Origin of the sequence: Romboutsia sp. 1001713B170207_170306_H8 (genome assembly GCF_015550495.1) — a bacterium.
GTDB lineage: Bacteria > Bacillota > Clostridia > Peptostreptococcales > Peptostreptococcaceae > Romboutsia_E.
The window spans coordinates 524,453-549,046 of record NZ_JADNAX010000001.1 but is presented as its reverse complement, the minus strand read 5'-3'; the positions used below and the strand labels follow the sequence as shown (position 1 = coordinate 549,046).

Genomic DNA, 24,594 nt, shown 5'->3' with positions numbered 1-24,594 from the left:
AAATAACTATAATTTTTTGTAAAAGGGGGAAAATTTTTGAACGCTTTATTTATTTTATTTTTAGGAATTATAGTTTTATTCGTTGGCTATGTTACTTATGGTAGATGGCTAGCTAAACAGTGGGGAATTGATGAAAAACGTACAACTCCATCTCATGAATTAGAAGATGGCATAGACTACGTTCCTGCAAAAACACCAGTTTTACTTGGTCATCACTTTTCATCTATAGCTGGTGCAGGGCCAATTAATGGACCTATTCAAGCTGCTGTGTTTGGTTGGGTTCCTGTAGTACTTTGGGTTTTAATTGGTGGAATATTCTTTGGTGCTACTCATGATTTTGGTGCTTTATTTGCATCTATTCGTCATAAAGGTCAATCCATTGGTGAAGTTATAGGCCAAAATATAGGTCCTAGGGCTAAAAAACTATTTCTTACATTCTCCTATTTAACACTAATATTAGTTGTTGCTGCATTTGCATCTATAGTTGCAGATACTTTTAAGGCTACATTTACTCAATCTGGTGCTGTTGATTATGTTGCAAGCTCAGCTAATGCTTCTACTGCTATGATATCTCTTTTGTTTATATTATTAGCAATTGCTTTTGGATTTTTAGTTTATAGAAGAAATGCTTCTTTAGGAGTTTCAACTGTTATAGGCATTGTAGCTATAATTATATGTATAGCTTTAGGTCTTAATTTCCATCCTATTTACTTAAGTTCAAATACTTGGATGATTATAGTTGGTATATATATATTAATTGCATCTGTAACTCCAGTTTGGATTTTACTTCAACCCCGTGATTATTTAAGCTCATTTTTATTATACGGTATGATAGCCATTGCTATAGTTGGGATTATAGGATGCCATCCAACATTAGATATACCTGCATTTACTGGTTTTACTGATACTATAGCTCCTACTGGAACTTCTCTTGGGTACTTATTCCCTGCTTTATTTATTACAATTGCTTGTGGTGCTATATCCGGATTTCATTCTTTAGTTGCTTCTGGTACTACTGCAAAACAATTAGATAAAGAAGCAGACGCTCGTCCTATAGCTTATGGTTCTATGTTAATAGAATGTGCTCTAGCATTAATTTCTGTATGCGCAGTAGGATATATATGGAAAGATTATTCAACTGGAACAACAGTTACTCCTACAGTAGTATTCGCATCTGGCATAGCATCTATGTTAAGTAAAATCCCTGGCCTTTCTAATGTTTATAACATAGCATACTCTTTATTAGTTTTAACAGTTTCAGTTTTCTGCCTAACTTCATTAGATACTGCAACTCGTCTTGCTCGTTATATGTTCCAAGAATTTTGGCTTGCCCCTGGTGAAACTAGAGATGATGTTTCAGGATTTAAAAAGGCTATAACAAATCCATATGTAGCAACACTTATTACTGTTGTATTAGGTATAAGTCTTGGTCTTACTGGATATGCAAATATATGGGCTTTATTTGGAGCTGCAAATCAACTATTAGCTGCACTTGGTTTGCTTGCTATAGCTACATGGCTTGGTAATATCGGTAGAAACAATAAGATGTTCTTTATACCAATGGTATTTATGCTTGTAGTAACTGTTACTTCTTTAGTGCTTACTATTAAATCTAATGTTCTAGCTATTATGTCTGGCGGTACTGGACTTGGCTGGTGTTATATACGTACTATCCTAGCTTTACTTTTAGTAATTCTTGCTATTATTCTTATGATAGAAGGATTCAATACTATAAAAAAACAATTTAAATCTAAGACTAAACAAGCTTAATTATTAATAAATATATACTAAATTAATAAAAAAATCCAATAGGTTAACTATTGGATTTTTTTATTTATAATTATTTATCATAACTTTCTTCTAAATGTTCTTTTGTTATAGTTTGTATATTTGCCATTCTTTTAATTTTAGATAATGGCATTGTAACTAAAACTATACTACTAAGCAATCCTTCTAATCCTGTACCTGATAAATTGTAAACTATTGAATAAGCAACTGGATTCCATCCTTCCCATGCATAATCTGCAAAATAAATACATCCTGAAAGTATGTGAGAAAGTTGCTTTAAAAGCACGGCTAATATGCATCCTATAAATATATTTCTCTTTTTATTACAATCAAATAGTCCACTAAGTCCAAGTAACATAGTTGGTAATATATAGTCTAGTAAAAATTGAGCTGGATGAATTATATATGCCGAACCTATTAAACCTAGTATTCCTGTAATTAACCCACAAGTCATACCAGTAATAGGCCCATAAAGTAAACCAATCATTAAAATTGGCACTGATGATAATAATTCAATACCTCCTCCTTGTGGATATTGGATTAGTTTTATTTTAGATAAAATAAAGCTACATGCAGCAAATAAAGATACAACTATCATTGTTTTTGTATCTAGCTTAATTTTCTTTATGTTTAATAAATAATAAGCTATAGGTATTAAACATATAATTAACATTATTGTGTTTACCATTCCCTTACCTCCTCAATAAATAAATAAATGAATTATAAATAAAAAAGCTATACCTGATTAGGTATAGCTTCAAAATTCAAAATTATTATAACTCTCTAATTAATTTACTAGATTATTATATTAATATCTACTCTTGCTTTCCTACGCTGGTACTAACCAGATCAGGTAATAAGGGTCGGTATAAACCTCTCAGCCAATGGCACCCCTAGCATTAATTATTTACTTATAATTTAATTGTAATATATTTTTTTATATTGTCAATTATTAATTATATAATTTAGACATATTAAATGAATATATAAAATAGATTTATATTACAAAATTATCATAGAATATTTTCAAACGTGTAAGTTAAAAATATGCTTAGACTATTATTGAAAGGAATATTTTTAACATGGAAAAATTAAATTTTGAAAAAGAAAATCAACTTGGTTTAGTAAAAGATAATGAAGAATTTAAACAAAGCTTACAAGGACAATTTAATGGTGAAACTGCTGAGGTTGGTTTATACTTAGCTATGGCAAGAGTTGCACAAAGACAAGGTTACGCAGAAATAGCTGAGGTACTTAAAGTCATAGCTTGGGAAGAAGCTGAACATGCTGCTCAATATGCTGAACTTCTTGGTAAAGTTTCAGATTGTACTAAAACTAATATATCAAACATGATTAAAGGTGAAGTTGGTTCTAATAAATATAAATCAGAGCTTGCTCAAAAAGCTAAGAATTCAGATCTTGAAGAACTATATACATTTATAGATCATGCTGCTAGAGATGAAGCTAGACATGCTAGTATGTTAAAAGGTATGTTAGATAGATTATAAAACTTATAAAAAATTTATAAGTTTTATATATATGAAAAGGCATTTCTATATAAATAGAAATGCCTTTTTTATACTAATAAATTTATTGCATCAACATATACGTGCATCCATCCAAAGACTGAACTAAAGTTAAATTCGGTACATCTCCTAAAACATACAATGAGTAAACCTTTCTATCTTTTAAATTTACATTGCTACTTAAAACTATATTATCAGTATTAGCTACCTTAACTTCTATCCTATATTCCCCATAATTAACATCTATATAATCTGTAGCTTCTCTAAATTCCACGTCACTAAACATTTCATTTCCATTTACATATATATCAACTTCTGGTGCATTTGGTGATAAATGTATAGCCCTTACTCTTGATTTTCCATCTTGAAGGTTTCTTGGATTTGATTCTATATATGGAACTAATGTTAGATTATTTAAGTTACCTGTTGATGCTACAGTTATCATACTGCCACCCGGTACATCTACATTTTGACTAATTACTGGATTTTCTTCTGTTCCCGCAATATAAACATTGATAGTATAACTTCCTTGTGGTACTGGTATATATGATGAGAATTGTTCAAATGTTAAATTGCTAAATAATATCATATCTCCTGCATATACATCTACAGCTGGTGCATTTGGTGCCGCATGTAATACTCTTATATATGATGTATTCATGTCTAATCTTATTTTCATGATGTTACTTCCTATATATCTTTATATATATTATGATTGCAACATCTATTTGTGATAATTTGCATATAATGCACTTAATTTATTAGTTATTTATATATTTTTCAAAAACATATCCAAAGTCTTTGTTATTATAAGTATCCTTAACATTTTGCATCCAATTAAAATTAAATCTTGTTACTTCTTCAATCATTGTAGCTATATTTCCATCTATATGAGCTCTTTTTATAGATTCATTAGCCATGTTTAAACTATTCATACCATATTCATATGATTGATTATTTCTATTTTGAACTGTTCCAATTTCAAATAAAGCTTTATACAAATCTTTTAATTGCTCTATTTGTTTTTTATCTACATCTATACTAAAGTGTTCACTTCCAAAACTAAATTTTATTTCAACATCTAAGTCTACTGTTCCAGCTGTTTCTAAAGTTACTGAGTGCACATTTTCACTTCTAAACTCATGTCTTTTTACTACTCTTTTTTTGCTTACTGCAGATGCTCCATCTACATGAATTAGTCCTCTATTTGTAAATACATACTCATCTGACTTTGATTTTATAACGAAGTATATCTTTTCTCCATCTTCGTTCATTATATAATCATCACCATCAACTTTGTTAAAATCCTTTGGATCTATTATCTTACCTATATCAGATAAGCCTAATGTATCTGCTGCCATTTTTCCAAATATATTCCCTGCCATAACATCCTCCTAATTCATTTTTATTTATTAATTATTATAACAAATATATATAAAAAATAAAATTGCTGAAAATTTATATTCCAGCAATTTTATTCTTAAATATTTACTTTAATTCATCTATTAAGTAGTTCATTAAGAAAGTAAATGATTCTACATCTATATCACTTGCATTTACATCATTATAAATTACTTTTGCATCTACCAAAGCATCTTGTAAATTTTTCCACCTAATAGAATTATAATTAACATTTTCTATAGACTCTGCTTTTTCTATAGCTTTATTAAGAGCTATTTTATTTTCTCTAGCAACTAAGTTTTTAGATGATTCTAATATTCTATTGCACATAGAATCTATTTCTTCTTGTGTAGATTGATTTTCTTCTATCATATTTCTAGCTTCATTAATTAAATTCTTATGACTTTCCATTACATCTTTATAATAATTTAACTCATTATATTCATTATTATTTTCTATAGCATCTATAAGATCATTCCAATTTATTAATGAAACTAAATTATCATAAGCTTCTTTTAAAGTGTTATATAATTCATCTATCTCTACTTGATTATAACCATCATTTAATGAATTTTCTACTACAGCTAATGTATCTTTTACTACCTTATAACTTTCTATTGTATAATTAGCCTCATTTATACTATTTACATTTTCAATTAATTCATCAAGGTTTACTCTATTTACTTCTACACTTTCTGAATTTGCAAAATGAAGCTTCGCATCTGCAAAGTTAGCATGGTCTGATCCATTCCCATTTTTTCCATCAGTTACTACAAGTTTTAATTCTTTAGCATCCTTAAGATTTATTTCAACATATTTTTGAGCATCTCTTGAGCTCATTAATCCACTATCGTATACTTTTTCATTATCTAAGTAAATTTCAAATGTTACTGAACCAACACTTCCATACATTGTTCTATCTACTCCAACAAAGCTAGTGAAATATCCATAATCATCATTAGTTAAATCATATTTTATAGTAGATGTAGAATGAGTACCAATTCCTTTTTCATAAGAAACCTCTCTTCCACTTTCATCAGTAAGCCTTAAGGCATTTCCACTTACTGCCTTATCTTTTTTAATTGTATTCCAACCTATTTGAGCTGATGTCCAGTCTATATCACTTATATATGTAGTATCATTCATATCTACTACTTTTATATATCTAGTTTTTATAGTTGTATTTCCATCTGAATCTGTAACTGTGAAAGTTTGTTCGTATTTACCAGCTTTATTGAAGTTAACATTATCTTCTACTACTACTTTATTAGTTAAGTCTCCATCTTCTGCATCAGTTGCACTGTATTCACTATCTAAGCTTACTTCTACACCAAGCTTTGTAGTTATCCCCTCACTAGCTATATCTATCGTAGGTTTAGAATTTGTTATTAAGAATTTTGCATCTGCAAAGTTAGCGTGGTCTGATGTATTTCCATTACCACCATTATTAGCTACTAACTTTAACTCACTAACTCCATCTAATTTTATTCTAGCTAGTTTAGCATTATCGCTCCATTTCATTAAACCACTATCGAATACTTTTTCTCCATCAGCAAATATTTGGAATATTACACTTGAGTTATTTTGTTGTGATATATTTCTATCAATACCTACAAGTGTTTCAAAGTATTCATATCCTTTACCTTCTACATTATAAATTATTGTAGAATTAGCATGTGTTCCTATTCCTTTTTCAAATTCTTTAGTTTGTCCATCAATACCAACTTTTATAGTTCCATTAGAACTTGATTTATCTTTTCTTACACTTTGCCAATCAGTTGTTGCAGATTGCCAATCTGTATTACTAGCATAAACTACATCACTATACACTACTATGTTTTTACTAACAGTCGTAGTATTATTATCACTATCCGTTACTGTATATTCAATAATGTATCTTCCAGTTTTATTAGTTGTAAAGCCATTAGAATTAATATTTATAGCTTTTGTTAACTCTCCATCTTCAATATCACTAGCAGTTACACCTTCTGTTAAATCATACTCTTGTCCTAATTTTACAATATCAGAAGTCTTAGATATATCTATACTTGGTTTCATATTGTTATTACTTAATTTTGGATTAATTATTACACCATAGTCTGATGTATTTCCATTTCCACCATTATTAACTTGTATTTCTAATTTACTAATACCACTTACTGGTACACTTATATAAACCATATTATCACTATACTTTAAGACTCTTGTAGTTGCTACTGTTTGTTCATCTGCTACAACTTTAAATGTTATACTTGAATTATCTTGTGCTGCTATTGTTCCGTCAACACCTACAAGTGCTTCAAATGTATCATAATTTTTTCCTTCTAAATTATAAACAACCTTACCATTTGCATGTATTCCTATCCCTTTATCAAATGCTTTTATTTCTCCATTTACTCTACCTTTTAGATTGCTATTTCTTCTTGGTGTTCCATGCTGAGTTTCTACACTTTCCCAATCACTATCAGATAAATAATCAAATGAGCTTACTACTTCTATATCAACAGTTTTAGAAAGTTCTACTTCATTATCTACTAAAGTATACTTAACTTGATAATTACCTTTTTTACTTGTATTAACATTACTTTCTATTATTATATTAGAGCTTATATCCTCACCCTTATAATTTAATGCCTTTGCAAAATCTTCTGCATTAAATTGGCTATTTAAGCTAACCATCATATTATCTTGTTGTACACTTAATATTGGTGAAAATGCTTTTACACTTACACCTTTTGCTGTTGATAAATCTTTTGCATATGCAACTACTTCATATATTGTATTTTCATTTACATCAACACTTTTAACTACAAAGTTATTACCTCTTGTAAATCCTATAACTTCATTGTCTTTTAAAATTTCATATCCTAGTAAATCATCACTATTTTCACTATCTATAGTAAATGATAAAGTATTAGTTGCATTTTCTTCATTTAATTTAGAACTTACTTCTATTTTTAAATTTTCATCGAATCCATTTCCTTTATAGTCATAAGCACCGCCATGTAAATACTCTATCTTTTTATCAAGTTTTGGTAAATTGGCTACAACTTCTCTCATTTGATCTGTAACTGTTATATAATTCCAACCCTCAAAGAAATCAAGTAAATTTACATTTAATGCTAATGAATATGCCACAGCTAATCTTTGTTGGTCTGAACCTTTTACCGAAGATATTTGTGAAGTATTATGTCTTACATATGTAGACATTTTTGCATAAGCATCATATCCATAAGCTATATTTATTTGAGATAATACAGCTAGTCTTTCAAAATAATGCATAGCAAACTCTTGTCCATTAAATCTCTTCATAATTTCATTCCAGTTATCTCTATCTCCACCTAAACCTTTAATCCTTCTAAATTCTTGTGCATAAAGGTTATTAGTTACTTCTCCATCGACAACATATTTTGTATTGAATATATGTCCAAACTCATGAGTATAACACCAGTTGTCATTATCTCTATGAGTTATAGGTAATACTATTTGCTTAAAGAATCCACCGTTTCTTTCTATATTACTTGAACCTAGATAACCAGTGTATCCATGGTCTGCAAATCCTAATGGTACATTTTGGAATACCCTAGCTATAAATTTATTAGGGAAGTAACTATCTTTTTCTTCTTTTGCATCTTTTTCAAAGCCTTGGAATGTTTGGAACATATCATACATTTCTTCCCATTCATTCATAGTATCTTCTACTGTTAAATTAGTTTTTTCCATTGTTTTTAGAGCTTCTACAGCACCTGCTGCACTAGTTGTTATTATACAGTTTTCAGATACTAACTCTACTATATTAAATACTTTACCTTCTGGGTTTCCATTTGTAAATGCATTATCATTATATTCAACCTTTTGTGCGTATTCTTTTACTTCATTTGCAAATTCATTTGCATCTGTTTTTCCATGAATGTATGTAGGGAACTTATTTCCACCTTCAATTCTTAACTTTGGAGCAAAAGCTTGGTCTTTTGGTAATGCATCGTTTACTATATATACTGCACTAGGATTTATTCCAGATGGTGCTTTTATTACATTTTTACCTGGTTGTAGATTTGCCCATCTTCTCCAGTCTCCTTGACCTTTACCAGATTGACCAAAGCATATTCTAGGCATTACTCCATTTTCATCAGCTTCAACATAAACTGTAATTTCTTCACCTTGTGTTACATATAGTCCTGTTGATTGGAATGAAGAGTATGCGGCACCATTAATACTTCTTATGCCAATTTCTTGAGTATATTTTCCTCTTTGTTCTGCTGTTATAATAGTCACATTTTCAAATTTATCTGGATTATTTACTAAATCTTTAGCTAATTCTATATCATTTGAATATAATTCTTTTAGTGGATGCGTTGATAACTCTTCTTCTAATTTGTTTATAGCTTCAACTGAATTAAACTCTTCACTTAGCTGATTATATAAACCATTTGTAAATAATTTTTCCATTTTTTCTGATATTTCATCTTGCTTGTATAAACTAATTTCTGCTGCACAAGCCCAATTTTCATATCCTTTTTTTAATACAAATTTAACTCTTTTAAACTCAGTTGGATTAAATCTTATTTCTACTGAATCTTGAGTAACACTAGATGATCCTGCAGACACTTTTTCAAAATTATCTCCTTTAGTAGTTCTAGAAGCATAAACTTCAAACTCTTGTGCAAATCCTCTATTTGAACCTCTAGGGGCTGTATAAACTATTCTATTTAATGTTGTAAGTTCATCTAACTCCATTACAACTTCATTCGTAAATGTATCTGTGTTTTGTTTTCCTGAATGCCACTTAGTATTAAAATCTCCATCAATAGCTTTTGATATTACTTCACTTGCATAATGACCGCCATTAGCAGTTATTGATTTTATTTTGGTTATATCTAATTTGTAAACCTCATCATAACCTGAAAGTAATTTGCTATTTATATCTAAAAATTTAGATACTTTTGCATCAGTGTATTGAACATTGCTATTATCAACAAGTAATCTAGCATTGCTTAAATCTTCTTTATAATCTTCATAGAATGGATGTGACTTAGCTTCTTCCTCTAATGCATTTATTTTATCTACTGTATTAAATTCTTCACTAACTTTACTCATACTATTATCTGTAAAAAGTCTTCCCATTTTATCCTTAAGTTTATCTTCTTTATATAAAGCAAATTCAGATGCTAATGCCCAGTTTTCATAACATTGTTTATATACAAATTTAACTCTTCTTGCCTCAGTTGGATTAAACTTTATTTCTAAAGAATCTTTTGTTATACTACTACTTCCTGAAGTTACTTTTTCAAATGTATCTCCCTCAGTTGTTTTTGAAGTATATATATCAAATGAATTAGCAAATCCTCTGCTGTTTAAACTTGTATATACTACCCTATCTAAAGTTTCAAGTTTATCTAAGCTTATAATAACTTCATTTATAAAGCTTGAGCTGTTTTGTTTTCCTGAGTGCCAAGAAGTATTTATATCTCCATCAATTGCTTTTTCTATATTACTACTTCCATAATGGCTACCATTAGTACTTATAGAAGAAGGATTTATTTTAAATAATTTATTGTATTCTAATAAAGCTTCATCGTTAAACGATTTAAATTTGTTTATTACGGCATCTTTATATTCTACATTATTTCCTTCTAGTATTAATCTTGCATTATTTATATATGTTTTAAATTCTTCATAAAGCGGATGATTTTTGACTTTATTTTCAAAATCAGATAATTTATCTAATGTATTAAATTCTTCACTTATTTCATTCATATTTTCATTTGTAAATATAGAGTTTAACTTATCAATTGATTTATCTTCTCTATAGAAATAAAACTCTGATGCACTTGCCCATCCTTGATTTGCTTCTTTGAATACAAACTTAACTTTCTTAGCTGTTATAGTATCAAACTTAAATTCCATCATATTGCCAGTTGATGAATGTGCTCCTGTAGAAACTAATTCAAAATCTGAATCTTCTCCTGTTGTTGAAGCATATATTTCAAATTGAGTTGGGAATCCTTTCCCTTTCGCTCCATCTTGTCTTGTTGCATAAGCAATTCTATCAATTGATTCTATTTCATTAAATTCTACAACAACTTCATTTTGGAAAGTTGAGCTGTTTGACTTTCCTGTTTCCCAGTGAGTTGAAAGATTTCCATCTATAGCTTTATCTATAGAACTTGATCCATATTGACCACCATTGTTAGATATTGATTTGATTTCTTCTCTTAGAATTTTAAACTCTGAATTGTAACCCTCAAAATTAGTGTATTCACTTAAATTAAAGGCCGATATTTTTGCTTCACTTACTACTTTTTCTTCTACTGCTTGAACTTTTTCTTTTACCACTTCATTAGCATATACATTTAATGCTGGAGAGGCATTGCTTACTACAATTGATGCTACTAGTATTGCTGATATTTTTTTCTTCATAATATTTCCCTCGACTATTATTCTAGTTTTATATTTCTTGTAACTAAGGGTTGTACTACCAAGCCTAAAAATTTAATTCTATTATTATTTTTAATAAAAAAACTACCCTCAAAAAGGATAGTTGCCATCAAAAATAAACATCATAAAATTATCTTTTACCATAAGTGAGCATAAGATTTTTATACGAACAAAGAATTTGTATTCTTCGGCAACTGGCTGGCATAGTTAATAATTAACCTTAGCCCCTTTAGCTTTGCGTCTCTAGATTTCTCTAGATTTGCCTATGAAATTTTAATTTATTCTACCATATTTTTACAGTAATCACAATGTTATTTTTATAATCTATATATTTTAATTATATTAATCTCATTTTAAATAAATATGTATATACACTAAAAAAGGTCTATCTACTTGATAGACTTTAGTTATATTTTAAATTTAATTAAAGTTATATATATTTTTTAGTCACTTTATATCTTTCTTCTTATGTTACTCATTATAAATTTACCTCCAGGTAAAGTAGGTATTTTTCTATACTATAACTTAAATCCTGATCTAAAACGTCATACTCAATACTATTAACAAGAAAATCTAAACTAGCTTTCATTATTTCAATAGTAATTCCTTCACCTGGACATCTATGCCCTTTTGATGGGTCACTTCCACATTGAGGTATAAAGTTAAATAAATTTTCCTTTCGATCTCTAAAACGCTCAGGATAAAATTTATAAGGTTCATTCCATACCCTAGAATCATGATTAATACCATAAACATCTAGTAATACAAACATTCTTTCTATAAAATAATTTTGGATTATAAAAAAGTTTTGCTGCCTCTTCTCCTGTAATACAAATTACTTTTTGACCAAGTAAATGAGTCTCAAATATGTCAGAATGATATTGTTCAATCCTATTTTTAATAAACAAGTATCCTTCTTGCAATAGGTCAATAGTATTATCTAAACTTTTATCATGTGGAACTTGTTTCTTATCTGTCATGAATTTATATTCTCCTTTTCATATAAATTAGAAATATATTTAATTTAAAAGTGGTTTTTTCTTGTGAATATATACTACTTTAATTATTATCTATGATTTTCTATTTTTAATAGTTAGTTTTTAAATAAAAAAGACTATATATAGATTTATAAAAAATAAATCTATATATAGTCTTTAGCGTAATAAAGCTTTAATATTAATTATATTTATTTTAGCATTTTATCCATGTATTTATTACATAGTTCATCTGCTTTATTGTTTACTATGCAGCTGGAGTGACCTTTTACCTTTATAAATTTTATATCTTTAAATTGATTTTTTAAATTATCTAGTTCAATCCATAATTCTTTATTTTTAACAGGTTCTTTATTTGATGATATCCAATTATTTCTTTTCCATCCATAAATCCAAGATGTTATTCCATTTAATACATAGGAACTATCTACATATACCTCTACTGGTATATTCTTTTTCTTTACTGCTTTTAAACTTTCTATACATCCCATTAGTTCCATTATATTATTTGTAGTTTCTTTACTTCCTCCACTTATTTCTTTTGTATGTTCTCCATATATTAGGTACGCTCCTCATGCACCTATGTTTGATTTTTTACCATTGCCTCGGCATCCGCCATCTGTGTATATTTGTATTTTTTTCATTTTATAATTATACCTTACTATTTGTTAGTAATTTTTTATTAATTCTAGATATTAATTATATCAAAGGTTGTTAAATTCATCAATTAAGATGCTTTTATTAAAAGTTTCTTTTTTTATTTATTATTAAATTAATATAAATATTTTTATTTTATATGTATAATATTTGTATTTATGTTAATGATTTAAATATAACAATATCTTTTGTATTTTTTATAATTCTCCACTAAAAAAGACAGGAATCGGAACCTGTCTTTTTTAATTTAATATTTCTTCCTTTTTCAAATCTTGTTCTTTATAATACTTCTGTAAATCTTCGTAACTTTTTAATACACGATTTTCTAAATCCTCTTCATATATATCTTTATATAAAAACTTTTCTACACTTATATAGCTATCATCTGAACTTAATTCTCCATTTTCATTTCTCGGCTTTTGTAAAGTAAAATCAATAGAATAAAATGATACACTTTGCTTATCAAGCATAGATTTTATATCAAGTAAAATTTCACTAGCTTTTTTAAAACTAACATCTTCATCTTGAATATAAAGAACAATATGACCTGCCTTTTTACCTAATTCATATAAATTATAATCCTTATCTAACTCTAACTTATTTCTATCTAACATATCTTCACTCAATTCACCAAAATAAATATCACTTTTATATGTAAATTCCTTACTTTCAATAACATTATTTACTTTATCATTATAAATTTTATCTATTCTTGTTAAAGTATTAAACTTACCAAGTACATCACTTTCATAAGTATCCCCTATTATTTTTCCAAGAGGTGATATGGTAAGTGAAAAATGTGTATCTTTACTTATAGGAGACTTTACTTGAACATAATAATCACCTGTTTTAAAACTATAAGAAGCATTTGATAAATTTAATTTCATATTTTGATAATTTTTAGCTATATATTCTTTGGACACATTATTTGCTACTGTCTTAGATATAGGATTTCCTAATAAACCATTTGCAAAGTACAGTATAACTATTATTAATAAAAAAGCTAATCCCCCTGATAAAATTTTTATAGATTTTTTCATTATTTTTTCTCCTTTTTTAACGCAATATAAAGTAAAAATCCAATTAAAATCCCAATAGCACAAAGTCCGGTATATATTATAGCCCACAATATAGGAGCTGTTATATATGATAACAATTGAGATTTATCAAATATGCCACCTATTATATATTTAATTAAATTATATACATATGTAAAAGCAAACATGGTTACTAAGGTAATGTATGATTTTTTTCTAAGAGCAAAGTATGATAAAGCTCCTATGGTAGGCATAATTAGTATATTGTAAAACATATTTTCACTTTCAGTAATTGCTATACCTATAAATGAGCCTAGTATAACTAATATAACTGATACCAGTATAAGTTGTTTTTTTATTTTAGATATAATTTTTTTATCATCTATATTATGATTTTTGGTATTAGTTTCATTAAATAAACTTCTACACTGACTACATTTATCTATATGCTTAATTACTGCATTTTGACTATCTTCACTAGCTACTTTATCCTTCACTAATGGAATTAGATCCATACAAATATCGCATGATATTTTATTCATATACTACTCCTTCCTTCATCAAAGTATCTTTAATTTTCTTTTTAGTTCTATAATCTATTACTCTTGCAGAGCCTTCAGATATATTGTACTTTTTTCCTATTTCAAAATATGAGTATCCCTCAATTCTCATAAAAATAATATCTTTTGTTCTAGATGATTCATTATCAAGTAATGTATTTATTTTACTTGCAAGTTCCTTTTTTATTAAAGAACCATCTAAATCATTTTCACTTAAAAGGTAGTTATAAGCTAAGTCATCTATAGAAATAGTTGGCTTTTGTTTGCGTAAATACTCGTACCATTTATTTCTTGCAATTGAAAAAAGCCATGTTTTAATACTACATTCTCCTTTAAATTTATATAATGACTTTAATGCACCTAGAAAAGTTTCAGACACTAAATCTTCTGAAAGTGAGGTATCATATGTTAAGGTTACAAGATATTTAAATACATCTTGCTTATATTCTTCGTATATTTTTTTTAGTAACATAAATCTCCTTTCATGATATTAGTGATAAAAAAACTCATTTCGTTACACTTTTTATAAATAAATTTATTATTTTTATTTTATATACACATTTAAATTCTAAGCTATCTATCATTATCATAAAAGACATTATTGTTAAATCTTGATTAAAATTAAAAATAGCCCTTATTTATTAGGGCTATTTTTTGTTAATATAATTCTATCTACTTTACTTATATATCATCTCTTTTAGAAAATCTATATAAATTTCTTTATACAGTTGATTTTCTTCAAAAGGTATTAAGTTTATTAAATTTTTCTTCAAAATATCTTTTATGCTTTCTGAAACTTTTCTCATAATAATTCTCCTATCCAACACCATATTTATTAAATAATTTATTTACTTCAATATATCATTCTCAATAAAATATTTATAATAAATTTATTAGTTCTATGGTATAATTCTCACATAAAAGGAGTTGGTAATAGTGATTAGTAAAAATAAATCTATAAATAAAAAGCAACTTGAATATATGGCATTTATAAATAGAGAAAATGAATATAGACATCATACCTATGATGAGGAGATGCTTCAATATGAATATCTAAAAGAAGGCAAAATAAAGGCTATTGAAGAAAGTATAAAAATGTTCTCATCTTCAACAGTAGGTGTACTTTCAGATAATCCTATTAATAATATAAAATATTTATTTGTTGCATCTATTACATTAGCAACTCGTTTTGCAATAGAAGGTGGAATGGAACCAGAAACAGCTTATAATGCTAGCGATTTATTTATACAAAAAATAGATAAATGTAAAAGTACTAATGAGGTAAAAGATATACATACAGAAATGTTTACTTTTTTTACTAAACATATGAATGAGTTACAAAAGAAAAATATTTACTCTAAACCAATTGTTCTATGCATGGATTATGTTTATTATCACTTAAATGAAGTTATCAATGTTACTAAACTTGCAGAGTATGTTGATTTAAATCCTAGCTACCTTTCTACTCTTTTTAAAAAAGAAGTTGGAATTACTATTACTAATTACATAATAAAAAAACGCATTGAAGCAGCTAAAAATATGTTGAAATTCTCGGATTATTCCTATTCAGATATTAGCTCATATCTTTCTTTTAGCTCTCAAAGTTACTTTATTCGCGTATTTAAAAATGAAACAGGTCTTACGCCTAAAGAATATCGCCATAAATATTATAGAATAAGTTTTGATTAAATTTTTTGTCATTTATTTACTGAGTTTAATCAAAATGAAAGATATTTTATATTTTTATACTATAATTAAATATTTAGGAGAACTTAAATGAAAAATAAAAAACAACTTAATTTAACTATGATTTTGTCTGCAATATATTTTTGTATATTAATATGGATTATTTTATTTAAAATGAATTTATCATTTAGTGAGATTGATAACAATAGAAGTATTAATATAATTCCTTTTTCTGGCTCAGTTATTGTTAACGGAAAAATATATATCAGTGAAATTATTAATAATATACTGGTATTCGTTCCTGTTGGAATTTACACATGTATGTTAAAACAAGATTGGTCTTTTACTAAAAAAACTTCAGTAGCTTTTTTAATTAGTTTATCTGTTGAAGTTTTACAATTTATCTTTGCTATTGGAGCAACAGATATAACAGATCTTATAGGAAATACTTTAGGTGGGGTAATAGGTATTGGAATATACTCTATATCTAGTAAAGTCTTTAAAAGTAAAACTGTTAGTATATTTAACACACTTGCTTTTATTGCTACAGTTGGATTAGTATGCTTGTTATATATTTTGTTATTATTAAATTAATAATATTTTACAAATTGAAGTCCAGCATATAATATTGCTGGACTTTTTATTTCTTAATTATTTTTACTATCTTCCATAAATTTAATCATCTCATCCATTTTTTCATCTAAATACTTCCCCCATGCCTTATCATCTACAAAAGGATTCTCTACTGCAAAATTTTATGTATTACAAGCTGCTCTATCTCAACATTTAGCCAAATTAAAAAAAGAAGGTATACCTCCTTTATTTTATCGACATAATGGAAAATTACTTTTAACCGATGCAGGTAAAATATATATTAATGGAGCTAGGCATATTCTTAGTATTTTAGATGAGGATGAAAAAACTATGGCTAGTTTAAAAAAATCAAAACAAGAGTAAGTTGAAGTAAATATAAATATTATTGAATTACTCCATGATATATATCACTTATATTGAAACATTTATGTGATTTAGTCACAGAACCTATATCAATAAATCTATATAATAATATCAATAAGTTATATGGAGGGATAATTGATGGCAAAAATAAAAAGAAAAGCTGTAATTGATAAAGAATATTGTGTGGCATGTGGCACATGCACAAAAGTATGTCCACTACAAATTATACACATAGAACAAGGTGTGTTTGCACAAATAAACTCTGATAAATGCGTTGGTTGTGGTAAATGTGCAAAAGCTTGTCCTGCTTGTATTATAAAAATTGAAAAAGTGGAGGTAGAAGCTTAATATGAAAAATAAGAAAAAATCATTTACAGATTACATGTGGATTATAAGTGCAACTTACTTAATACTTGGACTATTTAATATACTATTTGCATGGTTAGGGCTTCTATGCTTTTTAATACCTTTAATAATCTCAATTTCTGGTCATGGAAAAACATATTGTAATACTTACTGTGGTAGAGGTCAATTATTAAATTTAATAGGTGATAAGTTAAAATTGTCTAGATATAAAGATATACCTAAGTTTTTAAGAAGCAAATATTTTCGATATGGATTTTTAACATTTTTTATGACTATGTTTGTAGTTATGTTATTTAATACTTATCTAGTATTTATAGGTGCTAGTAATTTAAAAGAAGTTATTAAATTACTTTGGACTTTTAAGGTACCTTGGAATTGGGTTGATACTAGTATTGTTGCACCATGGGTTGCTCAGTTTGCATTTGGATTTTATAGTATGATGCTTACATCTACTATTTTAGGCATAATAACCATGCTTCTATTTAAGCCAAGATCTTGGTGTGTATATTGCCCAATGGGTACAATGACTCAGTTAATATCAAAAGCTAAATACAATCCTGAAAAGAGCACTACTATATAAATAAAAATAGCTTATAAATTAGATTAATATTATCTAATTAAAGATAAGAAGTTTATTGAAAAAAATATTAATAAATTTAAATAAACCGGTTACAATAATAACTGTAAAGATCAAGTAGATAATTTCTACTTATTATAAAGACACGGGAATATGGCTCAGTTGGTAGAGCAATTGACTGTTAATCAATGGGTCACAGGTTCGAGCCCTGTTATTCCCGCCAATAAAAAAACTCTTAGTTTATAAGCTAAGAGTTTTTTTATTATATTATAATCCCTTCAAAGTGATCCATTTCATGCTGTATAATTTGTGCAGGGAATCCTTTAAATACTTGTTTTTTCTTTTCAAAATTCACATCAAAATATTCTACTTCTATAGTTTCATATCTTATAGTTTTTCTAAATCCATCTAAAGATAAACAGCTTTCTTCTGCTTCATAGCTATTTTCTTTTTTTAATATAACTGGATTTACCATAGGAACTATAATTCCTCCACCTATAGTAAATACTAATATACGCTTTTTAACTCCAATCATATTAGCTGCTAATCCTACACATCTATCTAAATTTACTCTTAGTGTATCTACTAAATCATTTATAACTTGTGCATCTTCCTTTGTTGCAAGTTCTGATTTTTGTTCTAAAAATAATATATCTCTTACAATTTCTTTTACCATATTTATTAAAGCCTTTCTATATATAAATTATTTCAACACCAGCAAAACTAATATAACCAACTAAAGTTAGTATATCATCTTTGCTTGGAAAGTTTTTATTTTTCTCACTAAGTCCTCCAAAAGCTTGACTGGTTCTATCTTCAACAGTCCAAGTTTTAGGTATATAAAGCTCCACTCCTGCAAAAGAAGCTTCTAACTTGATAACACCTCGTCCATTTTTCAACTTTGAATTATCAAAATAAATTTTCATAGATCCAAAACTACAACTTAAATCAGCTCTTTCAAAACTTTCTGTATTAATATATTTTATACTACCACCAAAGCTAGTATCAAGTCTAATACGATTATCATCTTCAAAATCTATAGTATCGTAGTTGTCTTCCTTCCAATTATAGTTTTGTTTATAATCATACCACTTAGGTTTTTTATGAAAAATCATTGAAAGTCCTGCACTACCTAAAGCTGCTGCAATTAAAACTGTCCACGGAGTAATTGCAGTAAGTCCAAGCTTATCATCAAAAATTATACATATAAAAGCAAGTGGAAATAAAATACCTGCAAAACTTTTATAAAATATACTTTTTATCATAATTCCAATTAATACAATGCTAATTATTATACTAACCATATTGATATCACCAAAATATCCTAATTTATTAACTATTAGCGATATACTTCCAAGTATAAGTAGCACACCCCAAAATATTCTTTCTTTTCTCATACTATCTCCTCTTTTCTAACAACTTAAATTTTAAAGGCTTATAATAGTTTCTCGACACATACACCTTTTTATGGGTATGTTGAAATTCAACTATACTTGATGCTGTAAGATTTCTTGTTATTGAATAAATATAATCGACATTTAAAATCGTAGACTTTGAAACCCTCATAAAATTATTTGGTAAAATTTCTTCTAATTCATAAAGCTTATATTTTACTTGGTATACATCATTTACTGTATGTGCAAATATAATACTTGCCTCAGTTTCAAAGAAAAGTATTTCTTCTAAAGAAATAAAATACTCTATATTATCTTTGTAAAATACCATACTACTTTTTTTAGATATTATTTCTTTTAACATGCCTTGTATTTTATTTATCTCATCAGTTAACTTACTACATTTTATAATAACTTCGTCTTCTTTTATTTTTTCATCAATTTCAATTCGTATTTTCATTTATCCACTCTCCACAGTATTAATTATATCCTTTAATATTTTTGTGTAAACGAATTTTGACTAAGAGGTAAATTTATAGTAGTAAGACGTTAAAACTAGATACTTTTAGTAAATAAAAAAATCACTCTTACTATTTAATAAGAGTGATTTTAACATATAAAATTTATATACTAATTAGTTAAGTTTTCATATATAGGAAATACTATACTTAAACTAGTTCCTTCATTTACAGTTGATTTTAAATTTAATCCTAAACCTAATTTATCGCAAAGTTTCTTACATAAGTATAAACCTATACCTGTGCTCTTACCAAATTTTCTACCATTTTCTCCTGTAAATCCTTTTTCAAATACTTTATTTACATCCTTTTCAATAATACCTACACCATTATCTTCTATAATTAATACTATTGAATTATCTACTTTTTTTGAACTGATACTTATCTTAGCATCTTCTAATTTTGAGTATTTAATAGAGTTTCCTATTATTTGATTCAATATAAATTCAACCCATTTTACATCAGTATATATAGTCTCATTAATATCATCTAGTTGTAACCTTATTCTTTTATTTATAAAGTCTCTTTTATTTTTATTAATTACACTTTTTACAACTGTAGATAACTCTACTTTCTTTATAATATAATCCTTACCAACCTCATCACTTCTAGAATAGTATAATACTTGTTCTACAAAATTTTCTATTCTATCCAGTTGAGTATTAATCTTTCTTGTAATATCATTGTTATTATTTTCTATTAAAAGCTTACTTGATGCCATAGGTGTCTTTATTTCATGAACCCACATTTCAATATACTCTCTATATTCTTCTTGCATAACCCTATAATATTTAACATGTTCATGCATATCTCTACTTAATATTTTAAATATATTATTCATTTGTATACCTTCAATAAAATTTGGATCATCTATGACTTCAGGTAATAAGTATTTTTTATCTAAGTTTTCTAGTATATTTTTAACAGAATTAAAATATCTTTTATATTTAAAAAACTCTATTAACATATAGCTTAATAAAGGGAAAAACCATATACAAAATACACTAAAAATTATAACTACACTTGTATTTATCAAATACATAATAAATGCAGTTATTATAAAAATAAGTAGATTTATACTTAAGAATATCCCTTTATCTTTTATGTAATTTAATATTTTCATGGCATTATATAACCTAGTCCTCTTCTTGTTTCTATGATATTTTCCATTCCTACTTCATCTAATTTCTTACGAAGTCTTGCTATATTAACATTTAATGTACTATCATCTACAAAATAATCTGAGTTCCATAAGTGCTCCATCAGCAAATCTCTAGATATAATTTGTCCTTTATTATTTATCATATAAGAAAGTATTTTAACTTCATTTTTAGTTAATTCAATTTCTTTGTCCTTATATGTAATCGTTGCATTTGATAAATTTAACTTAAGGTCTTTATAAGTTAATATATTACTTGAAGTTACATTACATCCACTTCTTTTTAATAATGCTGATATCCTTGCCAATAGTATTTGGGTATTATAAGGCTTTGTTACAAAATCATCAGCACCTAAATTCATACTCATTAATTCATCCATATCACTATCTCTACTTGTTACAACTATTATTGGCACATCTGACTCTTTTCTAACTTCTCTACATATGTAGTATCCATCGAAAATTGGTAAATTTATATCCAATAAAACTAAGTTAGCATTCTCATCTAAAATAAACTTAACTATATCTTCAAATTCTTTTGGTGCAATCACTTCATATCCATATTTATTTAAAAAATTTTTAAGCTCATCTCTAATTATTTCATCATCTTCAACTATTATTATTTTTTCCATATATTTAATCACTCCTAAATACTATCTTGTAGTTTATTATACCAAAAAAATCTATTTAAAATAGTTTACTACTTTAAATAGATTTTATAAGGTTTATATATTGTTTTTTACTATATTTTTATACCCTACATAAGTTGTATAGAAATATATTATATATACAACTATAAAAATTCCTGCGGTTATAAAAGATGCTACTCCTATATCGGGTTGATCATACATTGATATAAATTGATTTGCAACTTTTATTCCTACAACTGAATGCACTACTGATAATAATACTGGAATACTAAAGTAAACTAAAGTTTGTATAAATATAGTCTTATTTATTCCTTTCATATTAACTCCTAATTTTCTTAATGAAGTATATCTATCCATACTGTCACTTGCTTCACTTAATTGTTGAAGAGCAAGAACTGCCATACTACTTATTAAAAATACTATTCCAATATAGATTCCTACGAATAATACAATAGTAGTTGTACCTTTATTTCCTTCATAAATTTCATCTCTACTAGTTCCCATTACAAATCCTATTTTATCATAATCTGTATCTTCAGTTTTGTATGAATATATTGCATTAGTAAAATCAGCTTCACGTTTTTCCTTATTATTCCCTGCAAAATTAACATTTACAGAGCTTGAAGATATATTCATATCATCGCATAGTTTATCATTTACTATAACAGTTAACAGATTAGTTTTCATAAACTCAGTCTTCAAGTTATGTTCTATAACTTCTTTATTTTTTATATTATAAGTTTTGTTTTGAATTTTGATAGTATTATTATCTTTCATATAATTTTCTATTACTGGTAATACTCTTGAAAAGTTAGATGTAATTAATACTTCATTTTCTTTTAAATCTACTATCTTTTCATTGTCTAATTCCATTATTTTGTTATAGTCTGATACTTTTATATATTCCACTTCATAATTCATATTTTGTGAAATATCATTTACATTAAAAATATCATATATTTTACTTCCATCCATATATTCATTATAATAAGCTACTTTATCGTCCTTATCAAATTTTACACCTATATATTCAAGGGATTTTTCTATATCTTGTGCTTTATCCTGTGGACTAACATACATATATGCACTAGCATCAAATGGAGTAGCTTCTTCTAGCCCTGATTCTAAAGCTTTCTTAAAGCTAAATCCTGTTGATAACATAACAGTAGTTATAAACAGCATTAAACAAATTACTGACATTGATATAAAGTTTGTATTAACTTTACTATTTATTTGCTTCACTATAAATATATTTAGTCCTCTGAAATAAATACTTTTATTTTTCTTTACAATATATAAAATAAATCCTGATAAGCTAAAGAAAAATAAAAGTGTACCTATTACCCCCAGTCCTATTGACATAAGAAATCTGCTATCATTTATATTTAAATTTATATCTATAATAAACTTATACGCTAAACCTAATGAAATTACACATAAAATAAATGTAACTAAATATACAAATGGATTTCTAAATTTTATTTCTTCTGTTTTTCTTCCAACTGTTAATAAATCAATTATTTTATATTTTGATATTACGAAAGAATTAAATATCATTACTACTAAAAACATTATTCCAAAATATAAAATAGTCTTAAGAATAGCTGTTTTCGATATTATAAAAGTATATCCTGACATTTGAAATTCAAATAGCTTTGATACAAGTATTGATAAACCTTGAGAAGCTATTAATCCTAATACTAAACCACTTATTAATGACAGTATTCCAACTATTATAGTTTCTAGTATTAAAATTCTAGATATTTTATTTTTTGACATACCTAATGTCATATAAATTCCTAGTTCTTTTTTTCTCTTTTTTATTAAAAAGTTATTAGCATAAAGAATAAGACTTCCTAATATAAAAGCTACAAATACAGATACATAAGATATTATCTTAACAAGAGTTTCTGTATATTCTTTACCTGAAGCATTCATCTGTATCATAGCTTTTTGTGATTCTATAGAATTAAAGCTATAAAATATACAAACTGCTAATGTTAATGTTAAAAAATATATACTATAATCTTTAAAGCTTTTTTTCACATTTTTTAATGCCATATTAGAATACATTGTTGTCATCCCCTCCTATTAGAGAAATAACTTCCATAATTCTACTAAAGAACTCTTTTCTTGAGTCACTTCCTCTTACTAATTCTGTAAAGATTTTTCCATCTTTTATAAATAATATTCTATGAGCATAACTTGCAGTAAAAGCATCATGAGTTACCATTAATATAGTTGATTTTAAAGATTTATTTAAATCTTCAAATCTTTCAAGTAATAATCTAGCTGATTTTGAATCTAATGCTCCTGTTGGTTCATCAGCAAGAATTAATGATGGATTAGTTACTATAGCCCTAGCTGATGCTACTCTTTGCTTTTGTCCTCCTGACATTTGATAAGGATATTTATTTAATATTTTTTCAATTTCTAAATATTTTGCCACTTCTTTTATTTTTGAATCTATAAGAGAAGTTTTTTCTCCTTTTATTGTTAATGCTAATGCTATGTTTTCATAAGCAGTAAGTGTATCTAATAAGTTAAAATCTTGGAATATAAATCCAAGTTCATCTTGTCTAAACTTATCTAATTTGTTAGATTTTAATCTTGTAATATCATTATCATTTATTATTATTTTTCCTGTTGTTACATTGTCTATTGTTGATATACAGTTAAGTAATGTTGTCTTACCACTTCCACTAGGCCCCATTATTCCAACAAACTCACCTTCACTAACTTTAAAACTTATATTATCTATAGCTTTTGTAACATTGTCTTTATTTCCATAATACTTTTCTACACTTTCTACACTTAATACATTTTTCATTTTATTTTATCTCCTTTGTTTATTTATCATAAATTTATTATAAACGCGTTTTATT

At 26.7% G+C, this 24,594-nt stretch carries 24 protein-coding genes, 1 tRNA gene and 2 riboswitches; of the genes, 7 read left to right on the top strand and 18 right to left on the bottom strand.

Annotated features, from left to right (window positions below; genetic code table 11):
• Positions 1–36: 36 nt before the first annotated feature.
• Positions 37–1,770, top strand: coding sequence for a carbon starvation CstA family protein (locus tag I2A66_RS02660; protein ID WP_195250901.1), 1,734 nt, complete (start codon positions 37–39; stop codon positions 1,768–1,770).
• 70 nt (positions 1,771–1,840) lie between these two features.
• Here the strand turns inward: I2A66_RS02660 and thiT are convergent, their stop codons facing one another.
• On the bottom strand, positions 1,841–2,476 hold the full coding sequence (gene thiT / locus I2A66_RS02655; protein WP_122639472.1) for an energy-coupled thiamine transporter ThiT: 636 nt from the start codon (positions 2,474–2,476) through the stop codon (positions 1,841–1,843).
• 121 nt (positions 2,477–2,597) lie between these two features.
• Positions 2,598–2,693, bottom strand: a riboswitch (TPP riboswitch).
• Positions 2,694–2,870: 177 nt separating this feature from the next.
• Here thiT and I2A66_RS02650 point away from each other — a divergent pair.
• Positions 2,871–3,296 (top strand): ferritin-like domain-containing protein, encoded by a 426-nt coding sequence (locus tag I2A66_RS02650; protein ID WP_147515443.1) that lies wholly within the window; start codon positions 2,871–2,873, stop codon positions 3,294–3,296.
• Between the two features lie 82 nt (positions 3,297–3,378).
• Here I2A66_RS02650 and I2A66_RS02645 read toward each other — a convergent pair whose 3' ends face one another.
• The 10 genes from I2A66_RS02645 to I2A66_RS17360 all read right to left on the bottom strand — a co-directional run bounded on the left by I2A66_RS02645 (position 3,379) and on the right by I2A66_RS17360 (position 15,208).
• Positions 3,379–3,993, bottom strand: coding sequence for a DUF4397 domain-containing protein (locus tag I2A66_RS02645; protein WP_195250899.1), 615 nt, complete (start codon positions 3,991–3,993; stop codon positions 3,379–3,381).
• Between the two features lie 82 nt (positions 3,994–4,075).
• Positions 4,076–4,699 (bottom strand): PH domain-containing protein, encoded by a 624-nt coding sequence (locus tag I2A66_RS02640; protein ID WP_122639475.1) that lies wholly within the window; start codon positions 4,697–4,699, stop codon positions 4,076–4,078.
• A 103-nt stretch (positions 4,700–4,802) separates the two neighbouring features.
• Positions 4,803–11,135, bottom strand: coding sequence for an NPCBM/NEW2 domain-containing protein (locus I2A66_RS02635; protein ID WP_195250897.1), 6,333 nt, complete (start codon positions 11,133–11,135; stop codon positions 4,803–4,805).
• A gap of 204 nt (positions 11,136–11,339) precedes the next feature.
• Positions 11,340–11,427, bottom strand: a riboswitch (cyclic di-GMP riboswitch).
• 204 nt (positions 11,428–11,631) lie between these two features.
• Positions 11,632–11,925: a cytochrome P450 gene (locus I2A66_RS17555; RefSeq protein ID WP_330566187.1), complete on the bottom strand. Its 294-nt coding sequence runs from the start codon at positions 11,923–11,925 to the stop codon at positions 11,632–11,634.
• Entirely contained in the window at positions 11,894–12,133 is a 240-nt protein-coding gene (locus I2A66_RS17550; RefSeq protein WP_164489009.1) for a hypothetical protein, read from the bottom strand. Before I2A66_RS17550 ends, I2A66_RS17555 begins: the two co-directional genes overlap by 32 nt.
• Before the next feature lie 206 nt (positions 12,134–12,339).
• Positions 12,340–12,708 (bottom strand): ribonuclease H family protein, encoded by a 369-nt coding sequence (locus I2A66_RS02620; protein WP_279265829.1) that lies wholly within the window; start codon positions 12,706–12,708, stop codon positions 12,340–12,342.
• Between the two features lie 339 nt (positions 12,709–13,047).
• Complete coding sequence (locus tag I2A66_RS02615) at positions 13,048–13,845, bottom strand: YfjL-like protein (RefSeq protein WP_147515446.1); 798 nt, start codon at positions 13,843–13,845, stop codon at positions 13,048–13,050.
• Positions 13,845–14,384: a zf-HC2 domain-containing protein gene (locus I2A66_RS02610; RefSeq protein WP_122639478.1), complete on the bottom strand. Its 540-nt coding sequence runs from the start codon at positions 14,382–14,384 to the stop codon at positions 13,845–13,847. The genes I2A66_RS02615 and I2A66_RS02610 overlap by 1 nt, the downstream gene beginning before the upstream one ends.
• The gene (locus I2A66_RS02605; RefSeq protein ID WP_147515447.1) at positions 14,377–14,874 is read right to left on the bottom strand and encodes an RNA polymerase sigma factor; all 498 of its coding nucleotides are present in this window, start codon (positions 14,872–14,874) and stop codon (positions 14,377–14,379) included. Before I2A66_RS02605 ends, I2A66_RS02610 begins: the two co-directional genes overlap by 8 nt.
• A gap of 205 nt (positions 14,875–15,079) precedes the next feature.
• Positions 15,080–15,208 (bottom strand): hypothetical protein, encoded by a 129-nt coding sequence (locus I2A66_RS17360; protein ID WP_279265827.1) that lies wholly within the window; start codon positions 15,206–15,208, stop codon positions 15,080–15,082.
• Positions 15,209–15,338: 130 nt separating this feature from the next.
• On the opposite strand from I2A66_RS17360, the gene I2A66_RS17465 reads away from it, so the two are divergent.
• From I2A66_RS17465 to I2A66_RS02580, 5 genes are all read left to right on the top strand, one after another.
• The gene (locus tag I2A66_RS17465) at positions 15,339–16,091 is read left to right on the top strand and encodes a helix-turn-helix domain-containing protein (RefSeq protein ID WP_206425645.1); all 753 of its coding nucleotides are present in this window, start codon (positions 15,339–15,341) and stop codon (positions 16,089–16,091) included.
• Between the two features lie 87 nt (positions 16,092–16,178).
• The gene (locus I2A66_RS02595) at positions 16,179–16,682 is read left to right on the top strand and encodes a VanZ family protein (RefSeq protein WP_122639480.1); all 504 of its coding nucleotides are present in this window, start codon (positions 16,179–16,181) and stop codon (positions 16,680–16,682) included.
• Between the two features lie 501 nt (positions 16,683–17,183).
• Positions 17,184–17,393 carry a 4Fe-4S dicluster domain-containing protein gene (locus I2A66_RS02590; RefSeq protein WP_122639481.1) on the top strand — a complete coding sequence of 70 codons (210 nt, stop codon included), beginning with the start codon at positions 17,184–17,186 and terminating at the stop codon, positions 17,391–17,393.
• A gap of 1 nt (position 17,394) precedes the next feature.
• A complete protein-coding gene (locus tag I2A66_RS02585; protein WP_122639482.1) occupies positions 17,395–17,991 on the top strand; it encodes a 4Fe-4S binding protein in 597 nt (198 codons plus the stop codon).
• Positions 17,992–18,135: 144 nt separating this feature from the next.
• A tRNA-Asn gene (locus I2A66_RS02580) sits at positions 18,136–18,211 on the top strand.
• 39 nt (positions 18,212–18,250) lie between these two features.
• Here I2A66_RS02580 and I2A66_RS02575 read toward each other — a convergent pair.
• From I2A66_RS02575 to I2A66_RS02545, 7 genes are all read right to left on the bottom strand, one after another.
• Positions 18,251–18,664, bottom strand: a complete 414-nt coding sequence (locus tag I2A66_RS02575) for a peptide deformylase (RefSeq protein ID WP_122639483.1) — start codon at positions 18,662–18,664, stop codon at positions 18,251–18,253.
• A gap of 16 nt (positions 18,665–18,680) precedes the next feature.
• Positions 18,681–19,385 (bottom strand): LiaF transmembrane domain-containing protein, encoded by a 705-nt coding sequence (locus I2A66_RS02570; protein ID WP_195250895.1) that lies wholly within the window; start codon positions 19,383–19,385, stop codon positions 18,681–18,683.
• Position 19,386: 1 nt separating this feature from the next.
• Positions 19,387–19,842 (bottom strand): LytTR family DNA-binding domain-containing protein, encoded by a 456-nt coding sequence (locus I2A66_RS02565; RefSeq protein WP_122639485.1) that lies wholly within the window; start codon positions 19,840–19,842, stop codon positions 19,387–19,389.
• Between the two features lie 170 nt (positions 19,843–20,012).
• Positions 20,013–21,023 carry a sensor histidine kinase gene (locus I2A66_RS02560; RefSeq protein ID WP_147515450.1) on the bottom strand — a complete coding sequence of 337 codons (1,011 nt, stop codon included), beginning with the start codon at positions 21,021–21,023 and terminating at the stop codon, positions 20,013–20,015.
• Positions 21,020–21,691 (bottom strand): response regulator transcription factor, encoded by a 672-nt coding sequence (locus I2A66_RS02555; protein WP_195250893.1) that lies wholly within the window; start codon positions 21,689–21,691, stop codon positions 21,020–21,022. The genes I2A66_RS02560 and I2A66_RS02555 overlap by 4 nt, the downstream gene beginning before the upstream one ends.
• Before the next feature lie 93 nt (positions 21,692–21,784).
• Positions 21,785–23,782, bottom strand: coding sequence for an ABC transporter permease (locus I2A66_RS02550; protein WP_195250891.1), 1,998 nt, complete (start codon positions 23,780–23,782; stop codon positions 21,785–21,787).
• A complete protein-coding gene (locus I2A66_RS02545) occupies positions 23,772–24,539 on the bottom strand; it encodes an ABC transporter ATP-binding protein (protein WP_147515453.1) in 768 nt (255 codons plus the stop codon). The genes I2A66_RS02550 and I2A66_RS02545 overlap by 11 nt, the downstream gene beginning before the upstream one ends.
• Between the last annotated feature and the right edge of the window lie 55 nt (positions 24,540–24,594).